The 12,221-nt window shown below is 62.4% G+C and carries 11 protein-coding genes; 10 read left to right on the top strand and 1 reads right to left on the bottom strand.

Annotated elements, in window-relative coordinates; translation table 11 throughout:
- Positions 1-201, bottom strand: a 201-nt coding sequence (locus HNQ99_RS16200; RefSeq protein ID WP_184477568.1) for a hypothetical protein, incomplete at its 3' end; no start/stop codon positions are given.
- A gap of 488 nt (positions 202-689) precedes the next feature.
- On the opposite strand from HNQ99_RS16200, the gene HNQ99_RS16195 reads away from it, so the two are divergent.
- From HNQ99_RS16195 to HNQ99_RS16155, 10 genes are all read left to right on the top strand, one after another.
- Positions 690-1,973, top strand: a complete 1,284-nt coding sequence (locus HNQ99_RS16195) for a serine hydrolase domain-containing protein (RefSeq protein WP_184477566.1) — start codon at positions 690-692, stop codon at positions 1,971-1,973.
- An 85-nt stretch (positions 1,974-2,058) separates the two neighbouring features.
- Positions 2,059-3,003: an alpha/beta hydrolase gene (locus tag HNQ99_RS16190; protein ID WP_184477564.1), complete on the top strand. Its 945-nt coding sequence runs from the start codon at positions 2,059-2,061 to the stop codon at positions 3,001-3,003.
- A gap of 107 nt (positions 3,004-3,110) precedes the next feature.
- Positions 3,111-3,233, top strand: a complete 123-nt coding sequence (locus HNQ99_RS16825; protein WP_281376855.1) for a hypothetical protein — start codon at positions 3,111-3,113, stop codon at positions 3,231-3,233.
- The gene (locus HNQ99_RS16185) at positions 3,233-4,357 is read left to right on the top strand and encodes an acyl-CoA dehydrogenase family protein (protein WP_184477572.1); all 1,125 of its coding nucleotides are present in this window, start codon (positions 3,233-3,235) and stop codon (positions 4,355-4,357) included. The genes HNQ99_RS16825 and HNQ99_RS16185 overlap by 1 nt, the downstream gene beginning before the upstream one ends.
- 12 nt (positions 4,358-4,369) lie before the next feature.
- Positions 4,370-5,554 carry an acetyl-CoA C-acyltransferase gene (locus HNQ99_RS16180; protein ID WP_184477562.1) on the top strand — a complete coding sequence of 395 codons (1,185 nt, stop codon included), beginning with the start codon at positions 4,370-4,372 and terminating at the stop codon, positions 5,552-5,554.
- A gap of 15 nt (positions 5,555-5,569) precedes the next feature.
- Positions 5,570-6,331, top strand: a complete 762-nt coding sequence (locus HNQ99_RS16175) for an SDR family NAD(P)-dependent oxidoreductase (protein ID WP_184477559.1) — start codon at positions 5,570-5,572, stop codon at positions 6,329-6,331.
- A gap of 793 nt (positions 6,332-7,124) precedes the next feature.
- On the top strand, positions 7,125-8,828 hold the full coding sequence (locus HNQ99_RS16170) for a CocE/NonD family hydrolase (protein ID WP_221232744.1): 1,704 nt from the start codon (positions 7,125-7,127) through the stop codon (positions 8,826-8,828).
- An 88-nt stretch (positions 8,829-8,916) separates the two neighbouring features.
- Positions 8,917-10,560 (top strand): AMP-binding protein, encoded by a 1,644-nt coding sequence (locus HNQ99_RS16165; RefSeq protein WP_221232743.1) that lies wholly within the window; start codon positions 8,917-8,919, stop codon positions 10,558-10,560.
- Complete coding sequence (locus HNQ99_RS16160; protein ID WP_246415060.1) at positions 10,557-11,243, top strand: nitroreductase; 687 nt, start codon at positions 10,557-10,559, stop codon at positions 11,241-11,243. Before HNQ99_RS16165 ends, HNQ99_RS16160 begins: the two co-directional genes overlap by 4 nt.
- Positions 11,244-11,268: 25 nt before the next feature.
- Complete coding sequence (locus HNQ99_RS16155; RefSeq protein WP_221232742.1) at positions 11,269-11,904, top strand: glutathione S-transferase family protein; 636 nt, start codon at positions 11,269-11,271, stop codon at positions 11,902-11,904.
- The last annotated feature ends 317 nt before the right edge of the window (positions 11,905-12,221 follow it).

The raw sequence follows: 12,221 nt of genomic DNA, 5'->3' as shown, positions 1-12,221 counted from the left end.
CTCAGAGAAGGCGGCAATGGTCGCCGGCACATCCTGAAGCCGTTGCTCCCGCTTCTGCGCAGTCACAATGATGTCCCCGATGTCTGCCCTGTCGTCGCTCTCAGCAGATTGCGCATAGGCCGTCTGCGCGGCCATGCCAGTCGTCATCACCAAACAGATCGAAATCAACGACGATGACATCAAAACTTTTGCTTTTAACATAAGAACTCTCCCTTCTTGTTGTTTAACTATTCTGATATGTTCCTACTCTCTCAAATTTTGTTATCCGTACCTCTCCTTGTCGATCAGTTGATTAGACTTGCGGAGCGTTCAATTGGATAATGTCGGCATGGCCGGAGTTGGGACCGAGCCTTGAGCTCCTCTCACATCGTCAGCGGTCGCACCAATCTCATCGGCGAAGGACCGCACACCCTCGGCACCCTCGGAGTTTGCGAGCTGACGCGGTGTCGCGCTGCGGACAGTCTACGCGCCAAGGTGCCGCCGATCTCCATTCGCTGGCCTCTCCCCTTGCTGTTGCTTTACACCGGGGTTTAGGCCTAGATGCTGACATCGGCAATAGCCTACCAGAAAGTATGAAACTGGCAAAAAGGTAAGCATGAACGGGATGGGTTGGGCATAAACGCACCGCTTGCACTCTTTGTTCTGATATTATATGAAATGGAAAAGCTATTCCATTTAAGGAGCATATCGTGCCATCAGCGGTGGGTCAGGATGCGGAATCAGCTTTGCCGGAACCACCTCGCTCCGATGCACGGTGGTCCGCTGCCGACGCGCTTATTCAAGACGTGGTCGACCGGCGGCTGCTGAGCGGCGCGGTGACGGTCGCGTGGCACAAGGGCGCTGTCTCCCACGCCTCAGCAATTGGTCAGCGCGATGTGGCGGTCGCCGAGCCGATGCAGACGGATAGCATCTTTCGGCTTTTCTCGATGACCAAGCCCGTAACCGCGGTCGCGATGATGATCCTGTGGGACGAGGGCAAATGGTCACCCTCGGATCCGATCGCCAAGCATCTCCCCGAACTCGCCGACCTCCAGGTGCTGCGCGGGAGCGGGCCCGACGGCGCCCCCCGGCTCGCCGTACCCGGAACGCCGCCGACGCTCGAGCATCTGATGACGCACCAGGCGGGCTTCACCTACGGCTTTACCGACGAGCCGGTCGACCGCGCCTTCCGCGCGGCCGGCGTTCCGACCATCCCGCACGATATCACCGCCGAGGAGTATCTGGCGCGGCTGGCCAAGGTCCCGCTCGCCTTCGAGCCGGGCACAGGCTGGCGCTACAGCGCGGCCATGGACGTGCAAGGGATTGTCGTCGAGCGCTTGAGCGGCATGTGCCTGCGCGACTTCATGCTGGAGCGCATCTTCGCGCCGCTCGGCATGGTCGACACGGACTTCGTCGTGCCGGCCGCCAAACGCGATCGCTTCGCCGCGCTCTACACGCTGGCCGGCGATGCGCTCGTCGAAATGACCGCCGACGCCGACAGCCTCGGCTACGACAACATCGCCGCGCTGTCGCCGAGCGATCTGGTGCTACCCTATGACCAGTCCCCGGTCTTCGCCTCGGGCGGTGGCGGGCTGGTGTCGACCGCGCCCGATTATCTCCGCTTCGGCCGGATGCTGCTCGGGCGCGGCGAGCTCGACGGCCGGCGCATCCTCAGCCCAGAGGCCGTCGCGCTGATGACGCGCAGCCACACGCCGCGGCATCTGCTGACCGGCGGCTTCGGCACGGCGCCACACTGGCTGCGCCCGGGCTATGAATATGCCTACAACGGTATTGCCATCACCGACCCGCAAGTCGCCGGCGTGGCCCTCGGGCGCGACACCTATTTCTGGGACGGCGCGGCTGGGTGCTGGTTCTGGGTCGATCCGACCAACGACCTGGTGTTCGTCTGCATGGTCCAGCTCCTCGTTGATGCAGAACGGTTGTCGCTACAGTTTCGCAGCCGCGACGTGGTGGCTGACATTCTGGCGAACTGAAGACCTGTAGCCGCGATGCCGGGCTGGTGGGATGAGCCTCCACGTTCGCCGGCACAGCCACCCCAAACCTTAGGAGAATGAAATCATGGCGCTTGATCCCGTACTACAGCAAATTATCGACCAGCTTCCGGTTCCTTCGGGTCAGATCGACTTTGCAACGCTGAGAAAGGAAACAGCGCCCATGGCACCGCTTTTTCATGGTCCGGAGGGGCCAATCGATGTCGGCGCGGTCGAGAACAGCGAGCTTCCCGGCCTGGGTGGCACCGTGCCGATCCGCATCTTCCGTCCGGCCAGCGCCCCTCTGGGCACTCTGCACCTTCTCCATGGCGGTGGTTGGTCAATAGGCGGTCTCGATTTTATCGAACCGCTGGCTCGGCGCCTGACGCGCGATCTCTCGATGGTGGTCGTCACGAGCGCCTATCGGCTGGCACCCGAAAATCCATTCCCGGCCGGCTTCGAGGACTCGCTCACCGCTGCGCGCTGGGTCCTTGACCATGCCGGCGAGCTCGGCGGCGCGGGTCACCCGGTCGTCATCGGAGGCGAGAGTGCCGGCGGCAATCTGGCGGCCGCCGTCGCCTTGGAGCTGAACCATAACGCCAGCAAAAACTTCGACGCGCAGCTCCTGTTCTTCCCCGCCGTCGATCTTCGCAGCGATGCGGATAACTATCCCTCGCGCCTCGCCAACGCAGATCCGAGCTTGCGCACCGAGACTTTCCCGCAGATCATGGGAGGCTATTGCGGCGGACACGATCGCGCCGACCCGCGCATCTCGCCCCTTGCCGCGGAATGCCTCGACAACTTGCCTCCGGCTGTTGTCGTCGTGCTGACGGTCGATCCGTTGCACGACGAGGCTGTTGCCTATGCCGATCGGCTGCGGCAGGCGGGCGTGCCGGTCGAACTCATCGAGTTCGACCATCTCACCCACGGTTTCCCCAACCTGTCGGCGCTCGTGCCAGCCGCCGCCGAAGCAACCGCTGCGGTGGTCGATCGCCTCAAGGCGTTGCTTGCGAGAGCGGTGATGAACCCTTAGGCGATCGAGAGAGTCGCCAACGACGCAACGGAACAATTCCGCTTCTTCCGCGATCGTTGGCTCACGCCGACATCGCTGCAATAACGATATCCAAGGGAATATAAGCCGTGGCAACTGCAAGCCTCCGTGATATTCGTCATTTTATTGGCGGCCAAGCCGTGGCGTCGGCTTCGGGCCGCTTCGGCGACCTGTTCGATCCGAACATCGGCCGCGCGAGAGAGAAGCGGTGATATTGAACGAGGTTCAATCGGCTATCCGCGAAACGGTGCGTGCTTTTGCACAAGAGCACATTCGTCCGCAGAGCGGGGCCTTTGAGGCGGCGAGCGGCTATCCGCCCGAGCTGTTCGTCGAGCTTGCGTCGCTGGGGCTGATGGGCATGACCGCGCCGGAAGAAGTGGGGGGTGCCGGTGCCGACTACATTTCCTATGCACTCGCGCTCATCGAGCTTGCTGCTGCCGACGGGGCGTTGTCGACGATTGTGTCGATCCAGAACAGCCTCATTGTCGGTGGACTCCTGCGCGACGGCACGCGGGCACAGCAGGCGCGTTTCCTGCCCGATCTCATCTCAGGGCACATGATCGGCGCCTTCGCGCTCACCGAAACCGACGCGGGATCGGACGCCTCTGCTCTTCGCGCGCGCGCCATTAAGGTTGAGGGCGGCTATCGCCTCAACGGCGCGAAGCAGTTCATCACGTCCGGCAAGATCGCGGGTCTGGCGGTGGTTTATGCGGTCACAGATCCGGCGGCCGGCAAGAAGGGCATCAGCGGCTTTCTCGTGCCCACCGACCGACCGGGCTATTCAGTCGATAAGGTCGAGCACAAGCTGGGGCAAGGTGCGTCCGACACCTGCGCTGTCCGTTTTGATAATCTGTTCATTGAGGACGAGCTGCGCCTGGGCGATGAGGGGCAGGGCTACCGCATCGCACTGTCGAACCTCGAGGCTGGCCGCATCGGCATTGCGGCGCAGTCGATCGGCATGGCGCAGGCCGCACTCGAGATCGCGGTTGCCTACGCCAAGGACCGCCGCTCCATGGGGAAATCCATTATCGAGCATCAGGCGGTCGGCTTCAGGCTTGCGGACCTCGCCGCCCGCCTCGAGGCTGCTCGACAGCTTGTGCTTCATGCCGCCGCCATGAAAGACGCAGGTCAGCCGTGCCTGAAAGAGGCGTCGATGGCCAAGCTCGTTGCCTCCGAGACGGCCGAGGCGGTGTGCTCGGGCGCCCTGCAGACCTTGGGTGGCTACGGCTACCTTGAGGAGTTTGGCATTGCCAAGATCTACCGCGACGTGCGCGTTTGCCAGATCTATGAAGGTACCTCCGACATCCAGCGCATGGTAATTGCGCGAGCACTTTGAAAGGACAAGCCCATGACCGCCGATCCGGTCGTCATTATTTCGTACGCCCGCACGCCCATTGGCGGCTTCCAGGGCACTCTTGCGGGCGCTTCGGCCACCGAACTGGGCGCAGCAGCAGTCAAGGCCGCCGTCGAACGCGCTGGCGTGGCGCCTGACGCAATTGAGCAGATCTTCATGGGCTGCGTCTTGCCGGCGGGGTTGGGCCAGGCTCCTGCTCGCCAGGCCGCGCTTGGGGCTGGACTGCCGAAGTCGGTGGAGGCGACCACCGTCAACAAGATGTGCGGGTCGGGCATGCAGGCCGCGATCATGGCGCATGACGCGCTTGCTGCAGGCTCGGCCAATATTATTGTCGCAGGGGGCATGGAGTCGATGTCGAACGCGCCATACCTGCTTGCCAAGCACCGCACGGGCGCGCGCATCGGTCACGACGTGGTCAAGGACTCGATGTACCTGGATGGGCTCGAGGATGCCTACACGCCAGGCAAGCTCATGGGAGCGTTCGCCGAAGACAGCGCGCGCGAATACCAGTTCACGCGCGAGGCGCAGGACGAGTATGCGCTACGCTCGCTTGCGCGCGCCAGAAGTGCAATCGACAGCGGCGCCTTCGAGCGCGAGATCGTCTCAGTAGAGGTGTCGACGCGCGGCGGCAGCGAGACGGTAGCGATCGACGAGCAGCCGGGGAAGGCGCGGCCCGATAAGATCCCGAGCCTGAAGCCCGCCTTTGCCAAGGACGGCACGATCACGGCCGCCAATGCCTCGTCGATCTCCGATGGCGCCGCGGCCCTGGTGACAACGCGAGCGTCTGTTGCCGAGAAGCTTGGCCTGGTGCCAGTCGCGCGCATCGTTGCTCATGCCGCTCACGCGCATGAGCCGGGGCTTTTCACCACCGCACCGGTCCCCGCGATCCGCAAGCTGCTCGAGAAGGCCGGCTGGGGGATTGACGACGTGGACCTGTTCGAGATCAACGAGGCCTTCGCAGTAGTTGCGATGATCGCCATGCGCGATCTGGGGATCGATGCCGACAGGATCAACGTCAATGGCGGTGCGACTGCTCTTGGTCATCCGATCGGGGCATCAGGTGCCCGTATCATGACGACGCTTGTCGCCGCGCTTCAGAACCGCGGGCTGAAGCGCGGCGTCGCATCGCTTTGCATCGGCGGTGGCGAGGCGACAGCTGTCGCGGTCGAGCTGATCTAACGAGGAGGGGCAGGTATGCAGCTGGATGGAATTGCCGCAATCGTCACCGGTGGGGCCTCAGGTCTTGGTGGCGCGACTGCTGCGATGTTGGCAGAGCAAGGTGTCAAGGTCGCGATCTGCGATCTGAACGAGGAAACCGGACGGCAGCACGCGGATGCGATCGGAGGCATGTTCATCAAAACCAATGTCGCAGATGATAAAAGCGTGGCCGATGCCCTTGCCGCAGCCGAACAAGCCCATGGTGTGGCGCGCGTGCTCGTCAACTGCGCTGGTGTGGCGCCGGCGATCAAGACGGTGGGGCGGGAAAATCAGCCGCACCCGCTCGACATATTCCGCAAGACGCTCGAGGTGAACCTGCTCGGCACCTTCAACGTCATTTCGAAGTTTGCGGCGCGACTGGCTGCCGCTGAACCAGTTGGGGAGGAGCGGGGCGTCATCGTCAACACCGCAAGCGTGGCTGCCTTCGACGGGCAGATCGGTCAAGCCGCCTACTCGGCGTCCAAAGGCGGTGTTGTCGGTATGACGCTGTCGGTCGCGCGGGATCTGGCTCAGCACAAGATTCGTGTCGTCACCATTGCGCCTGGCATCTTTCTCACACCGATGCTCCTGGGCCTGCCGCAGGCGGCTCAGGACTCGCTCGGACAGCAGGTCCCGCACCCGAGCCGGCTCGGCAAGCCCGAGGAATATGCGCTGATGGTGAGGTCAATAATCGAGAACCCGATGCTTAACGGCGAAACCATCCGCCTCGACGGGGCCATACGAATGGCGCCGCGATGATGGGTGATGAACTCCAGATTATAGGTGAGCCGGTAACGCTAAAGTAGCACGGGAACATCAAGGTAAATTGCGATCATCGAGGCTCTAGTGGGGGCGTAGGCCCGGCGCGCCGGGCCCGATCGCGGGCGAGACGAAGCCGAGTTCATGTTTTGGGATGGGATCGGGCAGCGGTCAGCAGAACCGACTGATGATCGTTCAACTCAAACCACAGACACGGCATGAAGATGAGGAGTTGGATAGAAGATGGTGCTGAATTGATATGAACCGCTAGGGCTCTTCTGTTTAGCATTTGCAGGTGTATTCAGCCTTGAGGATTTTGATGCGGAGGGTTCTTCGGGACAAAATACCTAATGTAGAGCAACGAACGGATTTAATTTGCTGGTGCTTGGGTAGAGCGACCCTCGCTTTGAATATCTGGGCGGTTGAATTTCTGTGGACACGTAATAGAATTCATGTTCTATATATACGAATAGCAGAATGGATGCGCTTGGCGTGGGCACCATTTTTCTTGCCGTATTTTTGGGGAGGAAGCGAGATGAAGATGACGCAGTGGATCCCGCGCTTGCTTGGGAAGCGCAATGTCAGCCTGTACTTCGGTCGGAGCCTAGCCGATTTGAACGCCCCTTCGCGCTTAATCCGTGGGTACGCGTAACGGAGAATGCCGATGGCGGCCGCAGGCGCCGCGTATAACGGATAGGTATCTTCCTGCGTCCGAACAGTCCCTAAATGCCCGCCGACAAGGCATCCGATCGGGCGGCGTCACTCCAACTTTTTATCACATAGAGGTAAAGTCATGACCACCCCCCCTTCTGAAGCTGGCGCTCCATCGCGGCTGGTCAAGGTTGACGTCGAGTTAGACGTGCCCGCACGCATGCGCGATGGGACGGTGCTCCGCGCCAACGTCTACACGCCCGAAGGATCGGGCGCCTGGCCAGTCCTTCTGGCCCGTTCTCCGTACGGCAAGGATCTGCCCATGGTCGTGGAACTGCTTGATCCCGTTCAGACGGCCCGCCAGGGCTTCGTGGTCGTGATCCAGGACACGCGCGGCCGTTTCGTTTCGGAAGGCGAGACGGAGTCATTCCGGTTTGAACGCGACGACGGCTATGATTCCGTTGAATGGGCGGCGAAACTGCCTGGATCCAACGGACGCGTGGGAATGTTCGGGGGGAGCTACGTCGGCAACACCCAGTGGATGGCCGCGCTTGCTCAGCCACCTTCGCTGGCAGCGATTTCGCCCATGGTCACCTGGCGCGATCCCATGGATGGCCTCTACGGCAGGGGCGGCGCCATCGAGCTGGGTGTCGAGCTGCCGTGGACGCTAATGATGGGCCCCGACTACGTGCAGAGATTGCCGATCCCGATGGCAGAGCGTGCCAGCCGCATGGGTACGATTCTAGCCGACTATGAGGCTCTTGCGACGGGCGGCTATTGGGATCTGCCGGTGCGCCGGGGCGCCACGCTTCAGCGTCACCAGCTGCCGGGCCTCGGCGCGATCCGCGCCCTCGACGATCCGGACAGCATCAACTGGTGCCAGGTGGCAGGACAGCATGATCGGGTCGCCATCCCGAGCTTCCACACGGGCGGGTGGTATGACATCTTCCTGCAAGGGACGCTCGACAACTTCGCCACGATGACCAGCCTCGGGCGCGACGCGCGGCTGGTGGTCGGGCCGTGGTCGCATATGGAGTATGGCGACAAGGTCGGCGACCTGAGCTTCGGCCTCGCCTCCCGCCGTCTCGGCGTGGCGTCTTATCCCTATGGCGACCTCAACGCGTTTCAGCTCGCCTGGTTTCGGCAGCATCTCGAAGCGGATGCCGATATTCAGCTCCCCGAATCCAAGGTGCGGATCTTTGTAATGGGACGCAATGTGTGGCGCGACGAAAATGAGTGGCCGCCAGCGCGCGCCAGGGTCCAGCGTCATTTCCTGCGCGCCGACGGCTCGCTGACGCTGGCTGGGCCGTCTGCCGACGAAGGCGGCACAGAGTTCGTCTATAATCCGTCCGATCCGGTGCCGACCGTGGGCGGTCATCTCGTCATGGCGGGCGCTTTCCCGCCAGGGCCGAAGGAGCAGGGAGCAGTCGAAGCAAGGCAGGATGTCTGCGTCTTCACGTCTGCGCCGCTCGAACAGGAACTCGAAGTCACCGGCCGAGTCCGGGTCGTCCTGAACTGCGTGAGTTCAGCGCCATCCACCGATTGGGTGGCGCGCCTGTGCGACGTGCATCCGAACGGCCAGTCGTTCAACCTCTGCGACGGCATCGTCCGGGTGCGCGAAGGGGCGGATGGTGCCGGTATCCACGAGATCGACCTGTGGTCGACGAGCAACGTGTTCCTTCCTGGGCACCGCATCCGCGTGCACATCACCAGCAGCTCGTTCCCACGGTGGGATCGCAACCTCAACACCGGCGACCAGGACAGCCCGGGATACGAAGTAGCGAGGCAGCGCATCCGGCATGACGCGGATCACCCCTCCTTTATCGAACTTCCCGTGATCGAATAGATTGTCTTGGCTATCAGGTATAGGAGGACGAGATGACAAAGACTATCGCCACGAGTTGGGTTCACCATCATCGTCCTGGAGCCCCCGAATGACTCAGCCGTCAGAATTGCAGCGCGTTGATGAGCTTCTTGCGCTCTATGGCGCAGACGAAGCGTGCGCGGCGGCGTTGCTGTGCGACCGGCACGACCCGGGGGCGTCTGCGTATCGTATCATTGCGCCTGATCTTTCGACGCAGGATTTGACCTACGGCGAACTGCGAGATGAGTCTGAAAGATTCGCCGCCGCCCTGCGGTCGCTCGGCATCGGGCATGGCGATCGTGTGGCGACTTTGATGGGCAAGAGCCGGCAATATCTTGTCACGCTCATGGGCATCTGGAGGCTGGGCGCGGTGCATGTTCCGCTGTTCACCGCCTTCGCTCCCTCGGCAATCGCGCTGCGTCTCACCGGCAGCGGCGCCAGGGCGGTTGTCTGCGATGCAGCGCAGCAGGCTAAGCTCGCACCCGGCGACGATATTCCGGCCAATCCCCCCTGGCGCGTAATCTCCACTGGAACGGCGGGGGATGGAACGCTGTCGTTCGATGTGTTGATGGAGCAGGCAGAGCCGGGCATTCCGGCCGCCGTGGTGGGCGGCGATGCACCGTTCATCCACATCTATACCTCGGGCACAACCGGCAGCCCGAAGGGCGTGATCGTGTCGGTGCGCGCGCTTGCCGCGTTCCATGCCTATGCCGAATTCGGCTTGGGCCTGAAACCGGACGACGTCTTCTGGTGCGCCGCCGACCCAGGCTGGGCCTATGGCCTTTATTTCGGGGTCCTCGCGACCTTCACCACCGGCACGCCCAGCATTCTACTGGAAGGAGGCTTCTCGCCGGAAACGACGATGGCAGTGCTGGAGAGCCAGGGCGTCACCAATTTCGCCGCGGCTCCGACCGTGTATCGTGCGCTGCGGAGTTCTGGCCTGTCACCGCAGGCGACGCTGCGCCTGCGGTGCGCGTCCAGTGCGGGAGAACCGCTGACCCCGGAAGTGAACGACTGGGCCGAACAGGTGCTCGGTATCGCGGTGCACGACCATTATGGCCAGACGGAAGCCGGGATGCTGATCAACAACCACCATCACGAGGTGGTCCGCCGACCGATCAAAGCCGGCTCGATGGGGCAGGCGATGCCGGGATGGAAGGCCGCTATCCTCCATGCAGAGCGTGACGAGGAGGTGGGCCCCAACGAGCTCGGCCGGGTTGCCATGGTGATCCCGGAAAGCCCGCTCGCCTGGTTTAAGGGCTATGACGGCGATGCCAGCAAGACCGCGGAGAAGTTCGCCGGCGAAGGCCGCTGGTACGTGACCGGAGATACCGGACTGGTCGACGACGACGGCTATTTCCATTTCTCGGCGCGCGATGACGATGTGATCATCATGGCCGGTTACCGGATCGGCCCGTTCGAGGTCGAATCGGCAATGGCGACCCACCCGGCAGTGGCGGAGTCGGCGGTGATCGCCATTCCCGATGAGGTTCGCGGCGAGGTGATCGAGGCCTATGTCGTGCTGCGCGAAGGTCATTCCCCCTCGGCAGAGCTCGAGCGCGACATCCAGCAATGGGTCAAGACCCGCTATGCCGCCCATGCCTATCCCCGCGCGGTGCATTTTGCCGAGGCGCTACCCAAGACGCCGAGCGGCAAGATTCAGCGCTTCGTCTTGAAGCAGCAGCGCCGCCGCGAATTGGAGGCGATCCGTTGAACAAGCTGCCGGAGCAGGGGCTTCCAGCGGTTGAGGCGGTGACCGGCCGGCGTTCGGTCCGCCGCTTCCTGCCGACCGCCGTGTCCGAGCAAACCATCGACGCTATCCTGCAGGCGGCGTCGCGTGCGGCTTCGGGCACGAACATCCAGCCATGGCTCGTGCACGTGGTGACCGGCGAGAGCCGGGACAGGCTATCGCGCGCGGTGCTGGCGGCGGCACAAGCCGACGAGACCAGCCTTGAGTATCGCTATCTGCCGGAGCGGATGAAGGAGCCTTACCTCTCGCGCCGTCGTAAGCTTGGCCATGATCTTTACGCTCTCTATGGCATCGACCGCGACGATATTGCGGCCCGCAAGGCGGCGATGCTGCGCAACTATGAGTTCTTCGGCGCTCCGGTCGGCCTGTTCTTCACCATGGAGCGCGACATGGCTCTCGGCGCCTGGCTCGATTGCGGCATGTTCATGCAGAATGTGATGGTGGTGGCGCGTGCCCATGGGCTTGAGACATGCCCGCAGCAAGCCTGGTGCGATTTTGGCGCGGTGGTCCATCGCGAGCTTGCGATCCCCGACAGCCTCATCCTGCTCTCCGGGATGGCGCTCGGCTATGCTGATTCCTCGGCAATCGAAAACAAGCTGGTCAGCGACCGGATCGGCGTGGACGAATTCACGACCTGGCATCGGTGATGGTTGGCGTGAACGGAACAAGGTGATGAAACTCTGGCACTGCGCAGATACACGGTCCTTCCGGGTGCTCTGGGCCTTGGAGGAGATCGGGGCGCCGTACGAGATCGAATTGATGCAGTTCCCGCCACGGGCGCGGACGCCAAACTATCTCGAGATCAATCCGCTCGGCACGGTCCCGACCTTCCGCGATGGTACATCGGTGATGACCGAAAGCTCAGCCATCGTTCACTATCTCGGCACCAAATATCTCGAGTCCGGTCTTTCGCTTGAGCCCTCTGATCCCGGCTATGCGGTTTGGCTGAACTGGATGTATTTTTCGGACGCTACGCTCACTTTCCCGCAGACGCTGATCCTGCGCTACAGCACGTTCGAGCCCGGGAGAGCCGACAATGCGATAAGCGACTATACACGTTGGTTTCTGAGCCGATTGAAGCATGTCGAGCGGCAGGTGAGCCGAACCGATTGGCTATGTGCGGATCGCTTCACGGGTGCAGACATCGCGGTTGGATATGCCCTGCTCATGGCAGACTATTTGAACCTCGCGGCCCAGTTCCCGGACGGCGTCAGAAAATATTGGGCCAGGCTTCAGGCGCGCCCTGCCTTCCAGTCGGCCAAGAAAGTCCAGATCATCGACCTCGGGCAACTTCTGGGCACGGCCTGATCCACGAGGCCATCACGACCGACGGAACGTAGAAGTCAGGATCACGGCGACAAGCGAAGAGGATGGTTTGCCAGAGCAAATTGGCAACAGCCTGCACTGCTGTGGGTTGCTCGCATGCGCGCGCGTCCTGGGGCTCGACGGATCAATTCAGGCGTCGGCGGTGGGGATGTAGATACCCTCGGGTCGGGCTTCGATCCAAGATCCGAGACGGGCCATGGCAGACTAGAGCGTCGGATTGGAAATGTGAATCGCTGGGGATTCCCCTGGCGTGAGATTTGTGATTCCTTCTCTTTGGAGGTGGATCATGGGCAAAGCAC

Source organism: Rhizorhapis suberifaciens, from assembly GCF_014200045.1.
Lineage (GTDB): Bacteria > Pseudomonadota > Alphaproteobacteria > Sphingomonadales > Sphingomonadaceae > Rhizorhapis > Rhizorhapis suberifaciens.
The sequence above is the reverse complement of the archived record's forward strand: the minus strand, read 5'-3'. Positions and strand labels throughout refer to the sequence as shown.

Bases quoted from the DNA above. Each gene is read 5' to 3' on its own strand.
- HNQ99_RS16190 (WP_184477564.1), top strand. From the start codon at position 2,059: ATGGCGCTTGATCCCGTACTACAGCAAATTATCGACCAGCTTCCGGTT.
- HNQ99_RS16155 (WP_221232742.1), top strand. From the start codon at position 11,269: ATGAAACTCTGGCACTGCGCAGATACACGGTCCTTCCGGGTGCTCTGG.
- HNQ99_RS16170 (WP_221232744.1), top strand. From the start codon at position 7,125: ATGACCACCCCCCCTTCTGAAGCTGGCGCTCCATCGCGGCTGGTCAAG.
- HNQ99_RS16175 (WP_184477559.1), top strand. From the start codon at position 5,570: ATGCAGCTGGATGGAATTGCCGCAATCGTCACCGGTGGGGCCTCAGGT.
- HNQ99_RS16180 (WP_184477562.1), top strand. From the start codon at position 4,370: ATGACCGCCGATCCGGTCGTCATTATTTCGTACGCCCGCACGCCCATT.
- HNQ99_RS16165 (WP_221232743.1), top strand. From the start codon at position 8,917: ATGACTCAGCCGTCAGAATTGCAGCGCGTTGATGAGCTTCTTGCGCTC.